The 19,398-nt window shown below is 56.9% G+C and carries 1 protein-coding gene; it reads right to left on the bottom strand.

The window, feature by feature from the left end; genetic code table 11:
- Nucleotides 1–318 precede the first annotated feature (318 nt).
- Nucleotides 319–19,170: a non-ribosomal peptide synthetase gene (locus MHB46_RS18290; RefSeq protein ID WP_341163039.1), complete on the bottom strand. Its 18,852-nt coding sequence runs from the start codon at nt 19,168–19,170 to the stop codon at nt 319–321.
- Nucleotides 19,171–19,398 lie beyond the last annotated feature (228 nt).

Below are 19,398 nucleotides of genomic sequence, written 5' to 3'. Positions count from 1 at the left end.
TAGTTCGTGAGAGTTCAAGAAGTGCTGTGCCATTATATCTCTAGCTAGTTTATTAATTCTCTTTTTTTGTTCGAATGATAGCTTGATTTTACTTCATTCTTTAAATAATGAACTTATGGAATGGTTTGATTCTTAGTATGCCAAAGGTAAACTACGATTTCTGTTGTGTTTTGTCGATTTTCCAATAAATCGAAAAAGTTGCTCAGCGGCACTTGACGTCAGATTCCTGTGGTGGATTTTTCCCTTTCATTTGGAAAAAAACACCCGGCAGGATGCGTACCGAGAGAAATACGGCATACACCCAAGCCGGGTAAGGGATTAGAAAATAATATCAATGGCCTCTAGCACATCTTGCTCCTGTTCGGATTGCCCGTTCAGGGAAATATCCTTCAACAGCACCGAAGGCTGTTCGCAAATTTGGGTGATGATCACGAGCAGGTCCTGAGCGAAATTGTCGATCAGATTGCGCGTAAACAACTTGGTGGCATATTCAAACTGCCCGTTCATTCCCTCATCCAGCAACGAAATGACCAAGGTAAGATCAAATTGGGAAACCGTATGAGTTTCCGGATAAGATTCGATCTTGATATCCCCGAAGCTTTGAACATTATCTTCCTTGGTTTCCAGAACAAACATGACATCGAATACAGGATTGCGGCTTTGATCTCGCGGCGCCTGCAGCTTTTTCACAAGCTCCTCGAACGGATAATCCTGGTGGTCGTAGGCCCCCAGCATCGTTTCTTTGACTTCGTTCAAGTAAGCGAGGAACATCTTCTCCCCGGACGGATAATGGCGAATCGCCAAAGTGTTGACAAACATTCCGATGAGCGGCTCCAGGTCGGCATGTGTGCGGCCCGAAACCGGTATGCCTACAATGAAGTCTTCTTGTCCTGAGTACTTGCTGAGCAGGATTGAATAGGCCGCCAATAACACCATATAAAGGGTGGCACCGTTCTCATCGGCGATGCGCTGCAAGCTGTCGGTCATCTGCTTGTCGATGCTGAAAGGCAGCACATCTCCCTCAAAGCTGCGAGCGGCAGGTCTGACAAAGTCCGTAGGCAGTTCAAGCGTCGGCAGTTCGCCTTCCAGCACGTCCAGCCAGTAGACTTCCTGACGTTTCAGCCGCTCTTTTACAGGTTCGGACTGCTGCCAAGCGGCGAATTCCTTGTATTGAATCCGAAGCGGTTCCAGAGTCTCGCCGTTATACAGGCGCAGCAGCTCTTCGACGAAGATGCCCATCGACATGCCATCCGTGACGATATGATGAATGTCCAGCATGAGCAGATGCCGTTCCGCTTCCCATTCGACTAAGCCCACACGCAGCAGCGGCGGCCGCTCCAAATCAAAGACGCGCACAAAGCCGTCTGCGATGCTCTTCGTTTCACTTTCCGTCGCTTTCGTATACTCGACGGCAAACTTCAAGTCCGGATAAATCCGTTGTACCGGTTCGCCGTCGACCAACTCGAAGCCGGTTCGCAAAATTTCGTGACGAGCTATCAATCCTTTGAGCGCCGCCTCGAATTGATTCCGTTCCAAGCGCCCGACGAGAACCGTCATGCCGGACATGTTGTAGCTAAGCTCGGCGCCTTCCATCTGCTGCTGGATGTACAGCCGTTTTTGCACGGAGGAAAGCGGATAGTAATCCCTCTTATCCAGAACCGGAATGGAGAGGTGTTCCTGCCGCTCCAATTGGCTGATCGCTTCGGCCATCGCTTCGATGGTCGAGTGCTGGAACACATCGCGCAGCGGCAGATCCACGCTCAGCTCCTTGTGCACCTTGCTGACCATCGTCGTCGCCCGCAGGGAGTGCCCGCCGAGGTCGAAGAAGTTGTCCGTCACGCCAATCGTGACCGGCCCGAGCACGTCCTGCCAGATGGCGACCAGTTTCGCCTCCAGTTCGGTGCGCGGCGCCACGTATTCGCGGCCTGCGCTTGCTCCCCCTTCCGGCGCCGGCAGCGCCTTCCGGTCGATTTTCCCGTTCGGCGTCAGAGGCAGAAGCTCCAGCTCGACGAAGTACGACGGGATCATGTAACCCGGCAGCTCGCTGGAGATCGCCCGTTTCAGGTCTGCCGCCGTCAGTTCGCCATCCGTTGTGTAGTACGCGCACAGTGCTTTTTGCCCGTTCGCGTCACTTCGAACCAGCACCACCGCTTCGCGAACGCCTTCCACCCGCAACAGCTGCGACTCGATCTCGCCCGTCTCGATCCGGTAGCCCCGGATTTTCGCCTGGTTGTCGATCCGGCCGATGAAGTCCACGTTGCCGTCTTCCATCCACCGCGCCAAGTCTCCCGTGCGGTACAGCCGCTCGCCCGCGGTGAACGGACTGTCTACGAACTTCTCTTCCGTCAGCTCCGGACGGTTCAAGTACCCGCGCGCCACTCCGACTCCGCCGATGACCAGCTCGCCCAGCACCCCGACCGGCACCGGGTTCAGATGCGCATCCACGATGTAGAATTTCGCATTCAGCCACGCTTTGCCGATCGGCACATTGCCTGTCTGCGGCAGCTTCGCCAGCTCCTCGTCGTAGAAGCTTGAGTCGATCGCCGCTTCCGTCACGCCGTATGCGTTGATGATCCGGAACAACGAGCCGAAGCGTTCCTGCAAGGTCCGGTAATCCGCCACGCTGCAGCTGTCCGAGCTCGTGATCAACAGCTCCAACCGGCTCATATCCAGTTGCTGCTCGTGCACGTACTCCAGGAACGGCACGATCAGCGCCGGCGTCGATTCGAAGATGGTGACCCGCTCCCGCTCAATCCAGTGGTGCAGACGAGACGGATCGATCCGGTCGTCCTTCGGCACAATCACCATCGTGCCTCCGTTGTACAGCGTCCGCGCGATATCTCCCACGAACACGTCAAACGAGAAGCTTGCGAGCTGCAGCAACCGCACCGGGAACTGATCCAACCGGTATTCCCGCCGGTAGCCCGCCGCCGTGTTCACCAGACTGCGGTGCTCGATCATCACGCCCTTCGGCTTGCCCGTCGTTCCCGACGTATAGATCACGTACGCCAGGTCCTCCGGACGGCATTCGTGCAAGTGATCATCCGCTTCCAGCGGCGCATTCGTCCGCTCCTCGCTGTACGACGCTTCGTCGTCCAGGTACAGCACCGCCGCCAGCGCCAGCTCCTCTTCGCCGAGCCAGGCTTCGGCACGCTCTCGCAGCGGCGTTTGCGTCAGCAGTACCTTCGCTCCGCTGTCTTCAAGCATGAACCGCACGCGCTCCGCCGGGTAATCCGGGTCGAGCGGCACATATGCCCCACCCGCTTTCCAGACGGCCAGCACGGCCACCAGCACGGCCACCGAACGCTCGGCGAGAATGCCGACGATCGTCTCCCGGCCGATGCCGCTTGCGCGCAGCGTCGCCGCCAAGCGGTTCGCCCGCTCGTTCAGCTCCGCATACGTCAGCCGGTCGTTCTCGTACACGACGGCCGCCTCTTCCGGCGTGCGCTCCGCCTGTTCCTCAAACAGCTGGTGGAACGCGGCCGCAGGAGCCGCTTCAGGCTGCGCCGGGTTAAACGCGCCGAGAATTTGCTCTTTTTCCGCCGGTGTCAAAATACCCAACTCGGCAATAGTCGCCGACGGGTTGCGGAGAATAGATTCAAGCAGCTGCAAGTAGTGAGCGGCCAATTTCTCCACCGTTTCGGTTTTATAAAGAGCAGTGGCGTATTCAAACAGATATTCCAAGCCTTCCTCGATCTCCGTTACGTCCAAGCTGAGATCGAATTTAGAAACAATTTCTTCGCTGGCATACGTCGACAAATGGAGTCCGGGAAGCTGGATTTCCAAATTCTCTGTATTCTGCAAAGCAAACATCGTATCGAACAGCGGATTGCGGCTTAAATCGCGAGCCACGTTCACCTTATCCACCAGTTCCTCAAACGGATAATTCTGATGTTCAAAAGCGCCCAGCGTCGTCTCCTTGATTTCCTTCAAGTAGTCAAGGAACGTCTTACCGGCAGCCGGATAACTGCGGATGGCCAGGGTATTGACGAACATCCCGATCAGCGGCTGAACGTCGCTGTGATTTCTTCCCGCAATCGGCGTACCGACCACCACGTCTTCTTGCCCTGTATATTTATGCAATAATATTGTATAACCAGCAAGCAGAACCATGTAAAGCGTTGCGCCGTTCTCGGCTGCAAGCCGTTTCAGACCCTCGCTTTTCTCGCTATGCATAAACAATTGCAGCGTGCGGCCCTCGTAGCTCTGCATAGCCGGGCGCGGATAGTCCGTCGGCAATTCCAAAACCGGCAGCTCTCCGCGGAACATGTCGAGCCAGTAGGCTCCCTGCTTGGCAAGCTGAGCTTTCTGCTCGTCCGATTGCTGCCATACCGCATAATCTTTGTACTGGATGCGGAGCGGCTCCAACTGCTCCCCGCTGTACAAGCGGACGAACTCTTCGATCAGTACGTCAATCGAAACGCCGTCAGATACGATATGATGCGTATCGAACATTAAAATGTGCCGGTCCGGCGCCAGTTCGGCAAGGCCTACCCGCAGAAGTGGCGGCTTCGCTAGATCAAACGGACGAACGAATTGGCGCACCGTTTCTTCCGCCTGCTCCCCGCTGATCTGCACATATTCCACCTGGAAGGCGGCTTCTTCGTAAATCCGCTGAACTGCTTCGCCTTTTACCATCTCAAAACCGGTACGCAGCGTTTCATGACGAGCTACGAGCCCGCGGAACGCTTCTTCAAACCGCTGCCGGTCGAGCTCCCCTTCTAGCAGCATAGCTCCCGGTATGTTGTAGCTCAGCTCGGCTCCTTCCAGCTGGTTCAAGATATAGAGACGTTTCTGAGCAGAAGAGAGCGGATAATACTCGCTAGGTTCCGCAGTCGGAATAGCCGTGAACGAGCCGATCTCCAGCCGCTCCATAGCCGCGGCCATTTCCTCAACCGTCGAGTAGCGGAATACGTCGCGAAGCGGGAATTCAACGCCTAGCTCCTTATGCATTTTGCTGACAAGCGTCGTCGCCCGCAGGGAGTGTCCTCCGAGGTCGAAGAAGTTGTCCGTTACGCCTACCGCCTTCTCCCGAACAAGCACATCCTGCCAAATGGCGGCCAGCTTCGCCTCAAGTTCGGTGCGCGGCGCCACGTATTCACGGCCTCCGCCTGCTCCACCTTCCGGCGCCGGCAGCGCCTTCCGGTCGATTTTCCCGTTCGGCGTCAGAGGCAGGTGCTCCAGCTCGACGAAGTACGACGGGATCATGTACCCCGGCAGCTCACTGGCAATCGCCCGTTTCAGGTCTGCCGCCGTCAAGCCTTCTTCTGCTGTATAATAAGCGCACAAAGCTTTCTGACCTTCTTGATCTTCCCTGACGACGACGACCGCTTCCTTCACGCCACCTACACTCAGCAGCTGCGACTCGATCTCGCCCGTCTCAATCCGGTACCCCCGGATTTTCGCCTGGTTGTCGATCCGGCCGATGAAGTCCACGTTGCCGTCTTCCATCCACCGCGCCAAGTCTCCCGTGCGGTACAGCCGCTCGCCCGCGGCGAACGGGCTGTCTACGAACTTCTCTTCCGTCAGCTCCGGACGGTTCAAGTACCCGCGCGCCACTCCGACTCCGCCGATAACCAGCTCGCCCAGCACCCCGACCGGCACCGGGTTCAGATGTGCGTCCACGATGTAGAATTTCGCATTCAGCCACGCTTTGCCGATCGGCACATTGCCTGTCTGCGGCAGCTTCGTCAGCGGCTCGTCGTAGAAGCTTGAGTCGATCGCCGCTTCCGTCACGCCGTATGCGTTGATGATCCGGAACAACGAGCCGAAGCGTTCCTGCAAGGTCCGGTAATCCGCCACGCTGCAGCTATCCGAGCTCGTGATCAACAGCTCCAACCGGCTCATATCCAGTTGCTGCTCGTGCACGTACTCCAGGAACGGCACGATCAGCGCCGGCGTCGATTCAAAGATGGTGACCCGCTCCCGCTCAATCCAGTGGTGCAGACGAGACGGATCGATCCGGTCGTCCTTCGGCACAATCACCATCGTGCCTCCGTTGTACAGCGTCCGCGCGATATCTCCCACGAACACGTCAAACGAGAAGCTTGCGAGCTGCAGCAGCCGCACCGGGAACTGATCCAACCGGTATTCCCGCCGGTAGCCCGCCGCCGTGTTCACCAGGCTGCGGTGCTCGATCATCACGCCCTTCGGCTTGCCCGTCGTTCCCGACGTATAGATCACGTACGCCAGATCCTCCGGACGGGCTTCATGGAAGCTGTCGGTGCCAACATGCTGATGGCTCTCATCGCCGTCGTCCACAGCATCCGTCAGCTTGCCGGAGACAACCGACGCATTCGCCCGCTCCTCGCTGTACGACGCTTCGTCGTCCAGGTACAGCACCGCCGCCAGCGCCATCTCCTCTTCGTCGAGCCAGGCTTCGGCACGCTCTCGCAGCGCCGTTTGCGTCAGCAGTACCTTCGCTCCGCTGTCTTCAAGCATGAACCGCACGCGCTCCGCCGGATAATCCGGGTCGAGCGGCACATACGCCCCGCCCGCTTTCCAGACGGCCAGCACGGCCACCAGCAAGTCCACCGAACGCTCGGCGAGAATGCCGACGATCGACTCCCGGCCGATGCCGCTTGCACGCAGCGTGGCCGCCAAGCGGTTCGCCCGCTCGTTCAGCTCCGCATACGTCAGCCGGTCGTTCTCGTACACGACGGCCGCCTCTTCCGGCGTGCGCTCCGCCTGTTCCTCAAACAGCCGGTGGAACGCGGCCGCAGGAGCCGCTTCCGGCTGCGCCGGGTTAAACACGCCAAGAATTTGCTCTTTTTCCGCCGCCGTCAAAAGCTCCAACTGATTCACGCGGATGTTCGGGTTAGCCGCAACCTTCTCCAGTGCCCGGGCAAAATGACCGTGGATCAGCCTGATGTCTTCCTCTCTGAACGTCAGCGCATTGTACGTAAACCGCAGCAAAATATGCTCTTCCGGAATGACGGTAATGTCTAGGTCGTAGTTCGTTTGCTCCGGCGACTGGATATTACCGATTTTCAGCGCTTCTTTATCTCCGCCGACGACCTGCTCAATCTGTTCTTCCATCGGATAATTTTCAAAGACCATGATATGGTTGATCAAGTCGCGCTTTTGCTCGCTCAGCGACTGAATTTCGAACAGTGGGAACGTTTCGTAAGCTCCCGATGCCAGCGCTTGATCCTGGGTTTTTCTCAAGATATCGGCTACCGTCTCCTCGGCTTTGCCTTGAATACGGACCGGGATCGTATTAATAAACAGACCGATCATGCTTTCGATGCCCGGAATTTCCGCCGGACGCCCGGATACGACGGAGCCGAATACGACATCCTCGCTGTTGTTATATACCTGCAGAACCAGTCCCCATACGGTCTGCATGAACGTATTGAGCGTCACCTGCTGCTGGCGCGCCACCCGCTCGATTTGCCCGGTCAGTTCCTTGCTGAGTTCCACATCGATTTCAGCCGTTTCAAAAGCGCCCTGCTTCAGCTGCGTTTTCTCCTGGGGCAGCTTGGTCTGCTGATCGTAACCCGCCAAATACTCGGACCAGTAACGCGAAGCTTTCACGGCATCTTGAGCTTCCAGCCATTCGATATACCGGGAGTACGAGGTAACCGGAGGAAGCTCCAGCGTTCGCTTCTCCTGGAACGCGAAATAGGTGTCGAACACTTCCTTGATCATGAAGGACATGCACCAGCCGTCCATCAAAATGTGATGGTGACTCCAGATCACATGGTAGGACTCGTCGCCCGTGCGCAAAACTGTCACGCGCATAAGAGAGCCTCGGGCCAAATCGAACTTGTTCGCTTTATCCGCGCTGACGAAATCGGCTATCGTCTTCTCCGGGTCTTCATCGCTTACCGAGCGAATATCTTCGAAGTACACTTCACACTTCCGCTCGCGGAATACCACTTGAATCGGCTCGTCTCTCCAGCCGGTAATAAAGTTGGTCCGCAGCGCCTCATTCCGCTGCACCAGCGTATCCAATCCTTGGGTGAAGGCTTCGACATTCAGGCTTCCGTACAGATCGAAGGTCACCTGTTCGAAGTAAGCTTCCGAATCGGCATCCAGCAGGCTGTGGAACAACATCCCTTTTTGCAGCGGAGTCAGGGTGTATACATTCTCCAGTTCGCCGAGCGCCGCCGTATGTTCGGCCAGCCGCTCCAGTTCCTCCAACGTCACATCTTGAAGCAGTACGTCGCTAGGCGTAAGCTCCGGCCGCTCTTTCGATACGCAATGGCTGATGATTTCACGCAAGCTCGAATGAAGCAGGGTGCCCAGGCGCTCTACCGTTTCCCGTTTATACTGGGTTTCCCCATAACGGATCGTGAGTTCCTGCACTCCTTCCGACACCATACCGTTGATATCGAGGACATAATCCATCACTGCATTCGGGCTTGAATCGGAGCCCGGGCTGAACGGAGACGGCCTCGAGCCGCTGCTTTCGTAATCCTGGTCGAACTGACCCAAATAGTTAAAGCTGATCTCCGGCTCCAAAGCGAAGCGCTCGCCGTCACGCGGCGCCGACAAATAACGCAGGATGCCGTAGCCGATTCCTTTGTTCGGAATGCGGCGCAAGCTTTCTTTAACCTGTTTCACCTGATGACCGAGCGCCTGGGCGTGACCCGGCTCCAGAACGACAGGGAATTGGCTTGTATACCAGCCTACCGTGCGCGTAATGTCCACATCCGGCAAAATATCTTCCCGGCCGTGGCCTTCGAGATTCACCAGCACGCGTTCCCGGCCGCTCCAAGCTTGTACCGCGAGGCCAAGCGCGGCAAGCAGCAAATCGTTCATTTCCGTATGGTAAGCACGGTGTGCCTGCTTCAGCAGCTGTTCGGTTTCCTCCGCCGTCCAGCGAACGGTCACGAGCCCGCTGTCCTTCAGCTTGGATCTGCCTTGTTCAAAATCTTTCGGAAGCGGCTCATAGGTCAATTGCTCGATATGCTGCCAATACTCTCTCTCGCTTTCCATCGCCGGACCGTTCGCATAATCAGCGAGCTGTTTCGCCCACGTTTGGAATGAATCCGTTTTGAGCGGCAGACGGATCGGCTGCCCTTGCAGCGCCTGCTCATAGCCGGCAGCAAAATCCTCAAGCAGAATCCGCCAGGATACGCCGTCTACGACCAAGTGATGGATCGCGATGAGCAGGTGGTCGCCGTCGTCGCAGCGGAACAAGCCGAGCTTCACCAGCGGACCGTTTTCCAGATCGATGCTCGCTTGAATGTCATTCGCCTTAGCCTCTACCGCTTCTTTCACGTCGCCGACTCCCTTGAAATCGACAACTTCCAGATCGAACAGCGCTTCGTTCTCCCCGGCGCCGCGGTTCCAGGCGGTATAGCCGTTCTCGGTTTGGCGGTAAACCGTACGGAGAGCATCGTGATGCACGACAAGCTGACGCACCGCTTGGCGTAAAGCTTCTTCGTCAAAGCCTTGCTTGGAGAACTGCATGAACGCCTGGTTGCTGTGATGCACGTCGGCCGGATTTTGTTCAAAGAACCAGCGCTGAATCGGGGTCAAGATGACCTCTCCCGTCACTTCGGCCTGGCTTGCCGTTCTCTCCGCCGTTTGCAGCTGCAAACTAAGGGCGGAAATCGTCGGGTAATGGAACAAATCTTTCATGACCAGCTTGTACCCCGTTTGCAAAAGACGGGACGATACCTGCAAGGCCTTGATCGAATCGCCGCCGAGCGCAAAGAAATTGTCCATCGTGCCGACCTGATCCACGCCCAGCACCGACTGCCAGACCGACGCAAGTGCTTGCTCGGCAGGAGTACGAGGCGCCGTGTATGCAGCCTCGGCACGAATGCTTCCTTCCGGTACAGGCAGCGCTTTACGGTCGATCTTCCCGTTCGGCGTAAGCGGCATTTGATCCAGGCACATGATGCGCGAAGGCACCATATGGGAAGGCAGCGCGGCGTCCAGATGGGCCACAAGCCCTTCCAGATCGAAGCTGGAATCCGCTACGACATACCCGCACAAATATTTCTGCCCCCGCTCGTCCGTCCGGTCGATGACAAGCGCTTGACGCACGCCGGCAAAATTTTTCATGGCCGCTTCAATCTCACCAAGCTCGATCCGATAGCCGCGAATTTTCACCTGGTTGTCGATCCGGCCGATGAAGTCCACGTTGCCGTCCGGCATCCAGCGCGCCAGGTCGCCCGTCCGGTACAGCCGCTCCCCAGCGGCGAACGGGCTGTCTACGAATTTCTCCGCCGTCAAATCCGGGCGGTTCAAGTAACCGCGGGCCACACCCGCTCCGCCGATAACCAGCTCGCCCAACACCCCGATCGGCACCGGCTTCAGATTCGCATCCACGATGTAGAACTTGGCGTTCAGCCACGCTTTCCCGATCGGCACGCTGCCCGTCTTCGGCAGCTTCTCCAGCGGCTCGTCATAGAAGCTGGAGTCAATCGCCGCTTCCGTTACGCCGTAGCTGTTAATAATACGGAACTGCGAGCCGAAGCGCTCCTGCAAGGTGCGGTAATCCGCTACGCTGCACGCATCCGAGCTTGTGATCAGCAGCTGCATCAAGCTGAGCTCCAGACCCTCGGCATGCACATGCTCCATGAACGGCACGATCAGCGCCGGAGTCGATTCGAATACCGTCACGGCGTAGTCGCGAATCCAGCCGTAGAGGCGGGTTGGATCAATCCGGTCGTCCTTCGGCACGATGACCATGGTGCCGCCGTTGTACAGCGTCCGCGCAATGTCGCCGACGAACACGTCGAACGAGAAGCTTGCTAGCTGCAGCAGCCGGATCGGGAACTGATCCAGGCGGTATTCCCGCCGGTAGCCCGCCGCCGTGTTCACCAGGCTGCGGTGCTCGATCATCACGCCCTTCGGCTTGCCCGTCGTACCGGAGGTGTAGATGACGTAAGCCAAATCGCGCGGCTTGTTCACATTCGCCGGATTCGATGCGAGATCCGCCGCTAGTACGTTCTTCTCAGCTTCTGCCGTGGCGGACGTTTCGGCAGCAGCCGTTTCCGCTTGAGCCAAAGCCTCCGCCTCTGCGCCTGCTTCGCCCAAAGCTTGTACGCCCACAGCCGCTCCGAGGCTGTACGTCGCGGCGTCGTCAAGCGCAAGCACCGTTTGCAGCACTAGAGCTCCGTCGCTGCGCCAAGCTTCCGCCTGCTCCAGCAGGCGGGTCTGTGTGAGCAGCACCGACGCCCCGCTGTCCGCGAGCATATACTCGATCCGCTCCGCCGGATAGTCCGGGTCGAGCGGCACATAAGCGCCGCCCGCTTTCCATACGGCGAGCACCCCGATCAACAGCTCCGCCGAACGGCCGGCCAGAATGCCGACCACCTGCTCCGGCTTCACCCCGCGCGCCCGCAGTGCATACGCCAGACGATTCGCTTTGGCGTTCAGCTCCGCATACGTCAGCTTGCTGTCTTCGTAGACAACCGCCAGCGCTCCCGGAGTGCGCTCCGCCTGCTCCTCGAACAGCTCGTGGAACGTTCTCTCTCCCCACGACTCATCCGCTTCCAAACCTGTACCCTCTGCGGCGGGTTGCTTCGCAAGAGCCGAAGACGACACGTCAAACCCGACCAGCAAATCATGCTTTTCGCTGTCCGTCAAGATATCCAAATCCGAAATCCGCGCACCCGGCTGAGCCAGGATCGACGCCAATAGCTGCTCGTAATGACCCGCCAGCCGTACCATCGTTTCCTGTCTAAACAACGAGGTAGCGTACTCGATCTTGCAAACCAGCTCGTTATCGGCTTCCACGATATCAAGGCTAAGATCAAACTTTGCCGTCTTTTCCTCGATGTCGAACAGCGACCATTGCAAGCCTTCCATGGTTAAATCCAAGCTTTCGTGTTTTTGCAAAGAAAACATGGTGTCAAACAGAGGATTCCGGCTTAAATCCCGGCTCACCTGAAGAGCTTCCACCAGCTCCTCGAACGGATAGTCCTGGTGCTCGTAGGCACCAAGCGTCGTTTCCTTCACTTCCTGCAAGTAATCCAGGAACGTCCGCTCCGCCGCCGGACCCAAGCGAAGGGCCAGCGTATTGACGAACATGCCGATAATCGGCTGCAGGTCGGCGTGAGAACGGGCGGCAATCGGAGTGCCGACCACTATATCTTCCTGTCCCGCGTATTTATGAAGCAATACAGAGTACGCAGCCAGCAGAAGCATGTACAGCGTCGCCCCCGAATCGCCGGCAAGCCGTTTGAGAGCTTCGCTTTTCTCCGCATCCAGCGTAAACGTGAGCGTTTGACCGTCAAACTGCTGGACGGCCGGGCGGGAGAAGTCGAGAGGCAGCTCAAGAACCGGAAGCTCGGAGCTGAATACCCCGCGCCAGTATTCCTCCTGCCGTTTGATGCGCTGGCGCTGCTCCTCGGATTGCTGCCAAACGGCGTAATCCTTATATTGAATCCGCAGCTCCGGCAATTCTTCCCCATTGTAAAGCCGCACGAATTCGCGCAGCAGCACGTCCATGGAAAGGCCGTCGGAACCAATATGATGAATATCCAGCGCGAGCAGGAATTTCTCTTTCTCCAGTTCGATCAGCAGGGCGCGCAGCAAAGGCGGCTGGGTCAAGTCAAAAGGCTGAATGAAGCCTTCAAGAATGGCCGCAACCTGATCTTCGCTTGCTTGAAGCTTCTCGACCTTGAAAGCTACGAGCGGATGAATACGCTGAACCGGCTCCCCATTCACGATTTCAAAACCGGTGCGCAGCATATCATGCCGGGCCACCAAAGTTGTCAGCGCCTTTTCCACTTTGGCCTCGTTCAAAGCCCCTTCCAACTGCAAGGCACTCGGGAGGTTGTAATTCAGCTCCGAGCCATCCAGCTGGTGTAGGACGTACAGCCTTTTTTGCGCGGAGGAAACCGGATAGTACGCTTTCTCTTCCGCTTTCGGAATCGAGCTGTGCCACGTTTCTTCCAAGCTGGCAATAGCCCCGGCCATCGACTCTATCGTCGTATAGCGGAACACATCGCGCAGCGGAAGTTCGACGTTCATTTCCTTCTGAATCTTGCTGACAAGGTTCGTCGCCCGCAAGGAGTGGCCTCCGAGCTCGAAGAAATTGTCCAGGACTCCAATGCCGGAGTAGCCCAGCACTTCCTCCCAGATCTTCACAAGCTGGGACTCCGTCCGGTTACGCGGCGCTACGTATTCGACGCCCGTTTGCAAGCCGCCTTGCGGCTCCGGCAGCGCTTTGCGGTCCACTTTTCCGTTGGACGTCAGCGGCATGCGCTCCAGCTGCACGAAGTACGACGGGATCATGTACCCCGGCATTTCCTGGGCCAGCGAGGTTCTCATTTCGCTGACCGTCAGCGTCCGGTCCGCCACAAAGTAGGCGACAAGCGCCTTCTCGCCCCCGCCGTCCTGACGGGCTAGCACCACCGCTTCTTCCACGCCCTCGACGTTCAGCAGCTGCGTCTCGATTTCGTCCAGCTCGATCCGGTAGCCGCGGATTTTCACCTGATGATCGATCCGGCCCAGGTATTCGATGTTGCCGTCCGGCAGCCAAGCCGCCAAGTCGCCCGAGCGGTACAGTTTCTCCCCCTCCGCAAACGGGGAATCGACGAACTTCTCCGCCGTCAGATCCGGACGGTTCAGGTATCCTCTCGCAAGGCCTTCCCCGGCCACGTACATTTCGCCCGCTACGCCGATCGGCACAGGGCGGCGGTTTTCATCAAGGACGTATACGCTCAGCGTCGGGATCGGCTTGCCGATATTGCTCTTCGCCGCCTCAATCTCGACCCACGTAATTTCCTTATACGTAACGTGAACCGTCGTCTCGGTAATGCCGTACATATTAATCAGCTTCGTCTCCGGGTACTTCGTCTTGAAGCCCTTGAGCAGCAGCGGACTGAGCGCTTCGCCCCCGAAGATGACGTTGCGAATCCGCAGATCGTACGGATGGTCCGCCAAGACCTCACGCAGCAGCTGGTAGAAGTACGTTGGCGTCTGGTTCAAAATCGTGACCTGTTCGCGGCCCAGCAGCGCCAGGAAATCGGCCGGATTTTTCGCCGTGAGTGGCGGTACGATGACCAGCTTGCCTCCATACAGCAGCGCTCCGTACATTTCCCAGACGGAGAAATCGAAGCAGAACGAGTGGAACAGCGTCCACGTGTCGGATGGCCCGAAGTCAAACAGGTTCTTGTCGTTGAACAGGAGGCGCACGACGTTCTTATGCTCGATCAGCGTTCCTTTCGGTCTGCCGGTCGTTCCCGACGTGTAGATGACATAAGCCAGGTTGCCCGGCCCGGAAATCGGCTCCAGGTTCGAAGCGTCCAGCGCATCGGCGGAGTCCGCCCCTCTGTCGCCCCAAACGAAATCGTCCAATTCAAGGCGTGTTCCTGCAAAGTCGGTCTTCTCGTGCAGATGCTTTTGAATCAGCAATAACGGCGCGCCCGAATCCTCGATCATGAAGCGGATGCGCTCCTCCGGGTAGTCGGGATCGACAGGCACGTATGCTCCGCCCGCTTTGAGAATCGCCAGAATGCCGACAACCATATCGAGCGAGCGTTCGGCCAGAATCGCTACCAGCTGGTCCGCTTCTACTCCCGTCTCCCGCAGCTTCCGCGCAAGGCGGTTGGATCGCTCGTTCAGCTCGCGGTAGGTCAGCTGCCGCTCGTTCATGACGGCGGCCACGTTGTCCGGGTAAAGCTCCGCCTGCTCTTCGAACAAGCCGTGAATCGTCTGCTGCCGCGGGTAGTCCGCCTCCGAATCGTTGAAACCGCGCACCAGCTCGCGGATTTCCTCCTCCGTGAGCATTTCCAGCGAGGCAATATCCTCGTCCGGCGCTGCTGCGATGGTTTCGAGCAGTTTGTCATAATGTCTGGCGAACCGCTCCGCGGTCTCTTGTTTATACAGAGCCGTAGCGTACTCCAACCGGCATTCGAGCTGACCGTCCAGCTCCGAAATATCCAGGAGCAGCTCGAACTTGGATGTTTGGTTTTCTAGTGGATAAAACGATTGCTCCAGCCCCTCGATGACAATTTGCTCGTTCTCCGTATTTTGTAGGGAGAAGAACGTGTCAAAGAGCGGATTCCGGCCGGTCGCGCGCGGAATGTGAAGACTTTCTACCAAGTCTTCGAACAAATAATTTTGGTGTTCGAAAGCCCCGAGCGTGATGTCCTTGATTTCTTCCAGGTACGTAAGGTACGGCTTGGAACGCTCCGGACGGCTGCGAATGGCCAGCGTGTTGATAAACATCCCTACGATCGGCTGCACTTCTTCCTGCGTTCTTCCAGCAATCGGCGTTCCTACGATCAGATCTTCCTGACCCGAATATTTATGCATAAGGATGGTGTAAGCCGACAGCAGCACCATGTACAGGGTCGTCCCTGTCCGTGCCGCCAGCTCTTTCAGCTTCTCCGTCCGACCTTTCTCGATATAAAACTTCACGGTTCGGCCGTCAAAGCTTTGCACCGCAGGCCGCGGGAAGTCCGTCGGCAGCTCCAAGACCGGCAGCTCGCCCGACAGCTGTTCCAGCCAATACTCCTTCTGCGGCTGGAGCATCTGCCCGTAAGCTTCGGAATGCTGCCAAACGGCATAATCTTTGTATTGAATGCGCAGCGGGGCCAGCTCCTCGCCCCGATACAGGCGGCTGAACTCGTCGAAGAGCAGCGCTGTCGAAATGCCGTCCGAGACGATATGGTGCATATCGAACAGTAGAATGTGGCGATCCTCGGCGACTTCGATCAGGCCGATGCGGAGAAGTGGCGGCTTGGTCAGATCAAACGGGTGATAGTAAGCTTCCACCACTTGCTCCACTTCCCGCTCGCTCGCTTGGAAATAATCTACAGCAAACTCCACCTCGTCATAGATGCGCTGGACAAGCTCGCCTTGAACCTGCTCGATCCCGGTACGCAGCGTCTCATGGCGCTGAATCAGCGCCCGGAACGCGTGCTCGACGCGCGTGCGGTCCAGCTTGCCTTCGAGAAGAAGCGCCGCCGACATATTGTAGCTGCGCTCGGCCCCGTCAAGCTGGCGCAGGACGTACAGACGCTTTTGCTCGGATGAAACCGGATAGTACTCGGCCTCAGCCGCCTTTGTAATCTCATACGTCTCCTGCTGCCTTAAACCGCCGATTCTTTGGGCTAGCTGTTCGATCGTGGTGTAGCGGAAAACTTCCCGCAGCGAAACCTCGACTTGCAACTCTTTCCTAATCTTGGAAACCAGCGTGGAGGCCCGCAAGGAATGACCACCCAAGTCAAAGAAATCGTCTTGGACTCCAACTCGCGCAATACCCAGCACCTGCTGCCAAATGAGAGCAAGTCTTGTTTCCAGCGTTGTGCGAGGAGCCACATACTCACGGCCTACTTCTACCTCTCCGGTCGGTTCAGGCAGCGCTTTACGGTCAATTTTGCCGTTCGGCGTGAGCGGAAGCTTATCAAGAGACACCAGCCGGGCCGGGACCATATGGGCCGGCAGCTCTTGCTTCAATTGGGACAGCAGATCGCTCAGCTGCAAGGAAGCATCCGCCGCGACGTAGCCGCACAAATACTTTTGCCCCTGCTCATCCGTACGGTCGGTCACCACAGCCTGCTTGACGCCCGGGAAACGCAGCAGGGCCGTTTCAATTTCGCCGAGTTCGATCCGGAACCCGCGAATTTTCACCTGATAGTCGATCCGGCCGATGAAGTCGACGTTGCCGTCTTCCAGCCAGCGGGCCAAATCGCCTGTCCGGTACAGACGTTCGCCCGGCACAAACGGGCTGTCCGCAAACTTCTCAGCGGTTAAGTCCGGACGGTTCCAGTACCCGCGCGCCACCCCGGCGCCGCCGATGACAAGCTCGCCCGGAACCCCTACAGGAACCGGCTTTAACGCGGCATCGACAATGTAAAACCGGGCGTTCAGCCAAGCTTTGCCGATCGGCACATGCCCCGACGGCGGCAGCTTATCCAGCGGCTCACCGTAAAAGCTGCTGTCAATGGCCGCTTCGGTAACGCCATAGCTGTTGATGATGCGGAATTGTCCGCCGAATCTTTCCTGCAGCAATCGGTAATCGGTGACACTGCAAGCATCCGAACTGGTAATCAGCAACTGCATGGAGCTAACGTCCAGCCCTTCTTCATAAATATGCTGCATGAACGGCAGGATGAGCGCAGGCGTCGATTCGAATACCGTAATGTTTTGGTCCCGAATCCAGCCGTATAAGAGGTTCGGATCAATCCGGTCATCCTTCGGCACAATCACCATCGTGCCTCCGTTATACAGCGTCCGCGCGATGTCTCCGACGAACACGTCAAACGAGAAGCTGGCCAGCTGCAGCAGCCGCACCGGAAACTGATCCAACCGGTACTCGCGACGGTACGCATCCGCCGTATTCACGAGACTACCGTGCTCGATCATGACGCCTTTCGGGCGTCCCGTCGTACCCGAGGTGTAAATCACATAAGCCAAGTCTTGTGGGGCGCTGCCGGCAGATTCAAATTCCACGGCTAAGGCATCCCTGTTATAAATCTGTTCATCGTCCATGGCATAGACAGCTTGAAGCTTCAGCCGGTCATCGGCCAACCAACCTCTGGCCCGCTCCAACAGATGACGCTGCGTAAGCAGCACCGATGCATCGCTATCGCTGAGCATGTACTCAATCCGCTCCGCCGGATAATCGGGGTCCAGCGGTACATAGGCTCCGCCGGCTTTCCAAACGGCGAGCACCCCGACCAGCAGTTCCACTGAACGCTCCGCCCAGATCCCCGTAATCGTCTCCCTTCCCACGCCCTGTTCGCGAAGGAGAGAAGCCAGCCGCTCGGCGCGTTCGTTCAATTCGCCGTAGGTCAGCTGTTTGTCCATGTAGACGACTGCCGGATGATCCGGAATTTCCCGGGCAAACTTTTCAACATACCGATGAAACGCTTCTCCCTCGCTCAGCCCTGCCACCGGCGGGTTAAAAACGTTGAGAATGCGGTGTCTCTCCTCATCGCTCAGCAGAGAAATCTCGCGTACCGGCAGTTCGGGAGTCTGAAGAAACTGGTCCAGAACGGTTACATACTGTTCCATAATCCGATCAATCTCGGCCGTCTCGAACAGGCCGGTACGATAGGAAGCATGGAGAATTACATGGCCTTCATTCAGCATATGGTCGAAGCGCAGCAGCAAATCGTCCATCTCGTGCCTAGCGAAGTGAGCCTCCAGGCGTACCTTGATTTCTTCGTACTCCACGATTTTCAAAGGCAGATATTCCAGAGACGTGCGGAACAGCCCCGAAAGATCGTTGCGGCCGTGTTGTTCGCGTAAATCCTGGATCAATTGGTTATAAGGGTATTTCTGATACCGCAGATCCGCCGTATTTTCCTTGGAAACCGTTTGGATCAAGGAAAGCACGTGCCCGTCTGGATTCAGACGAATCCGCGTAGCCACGGTGCTGACGAACATGCCGATCGTTTCTTTTTCCTTCTTGCTGGTGCGATTGGCGAAAACCGTGCCGACCGGAACATCGGTGCTGTCGGTCAGCTTGTACAATAAGGCGTACATGGCGGACAGAAATAACGTATATAAGCTGACCTGATATTGTTCGCTGAAGGCCAGAATGCGTTCATACCGGGAACCGTCCAAAGTGATGGCCAGTTTATTGGATTCGCTGCCGATCGAGAATGGCGGATACGATTTAATGCCGGTCGTTTCAGGCAAAGTGTTGTACTTCGTCAGCCAGTATTCCTTGCCTTTTTGATAACGCTGCGATTGCTCATATTCACGCTCCGCGGAAATATAATCCAGATAGGTAGGGGCCTGGTAACTGCTGGAGATGCCTTTGCGCAGTTCCAGGTATTTTTCCATCACCGCATGCAGCAAAGCATTGACGGACAAGCCGTCGGCGATAATATGATTTACCGTCAAATTGAGCCATACTTGGCCGTTCGCAAAATGGATAATCGTAAATTGGTAGAGGTGTTCGTCGAACACGCTGGCCGGTTTTTCGCTTACTTCTTTCACCCAAGCATAGAATTGTTCGGTTGTGCCTATTTCGAGGCGGCTTATCCTAGCTTGGACATTCTCCGGCTCTTCGAACCACTGCGTTGGATTTTGCAAATCCCCGCTAATGCGGATTCGGAAAACGTCATAGGTTTTGACGATCTCTGCCGCCGCTTGCTCCAGAAGCTGTGTGTTGATCTCGCCCGTAATCTGGTAGGTCGCGGAAAGCATCGTGATGGACGTTCCCGGATTCATAATTTCCATGAACCATATTCGGCGCTGGGCTTGCGTTAATCCATATTGCTCGTTGGTATTCTCTTTCACATCGACACACTCCCGGTTTAGAGATTCTTTATAGATAGGCTTTGTACCTAGATGTCACTTAGTCACTCTTAGAAGAACCGCGCGGCCATTCCCGGAACGGCTCCTTCGGACTCTGTCCCCTTTTTCGTGTCTGCGTTTTCTGGTAACTACCGGTTATAAAGTCATACCTTGGATTACTAAAAGACTCTGTCGCATTCGCAAGCAGGAAGCCGCCCGCCGTAAAGCGGG

The sequence above is a fragment of the Paenibacillus sp. FSL H7-0703 genome (genome assembly GCF_038003485.1).
GTDB classification, from domain to species: Bacteria; Bacillota; Bacilli; order Paenibacillales; family Paenibacillaceae; genus Paenibacillus; species Paenibacillus polymyxa_B.
Note: the sequence above shows the minus strand (reverse complement) of the source record. Positions and strands in the feature narration are given on the sequence as shown.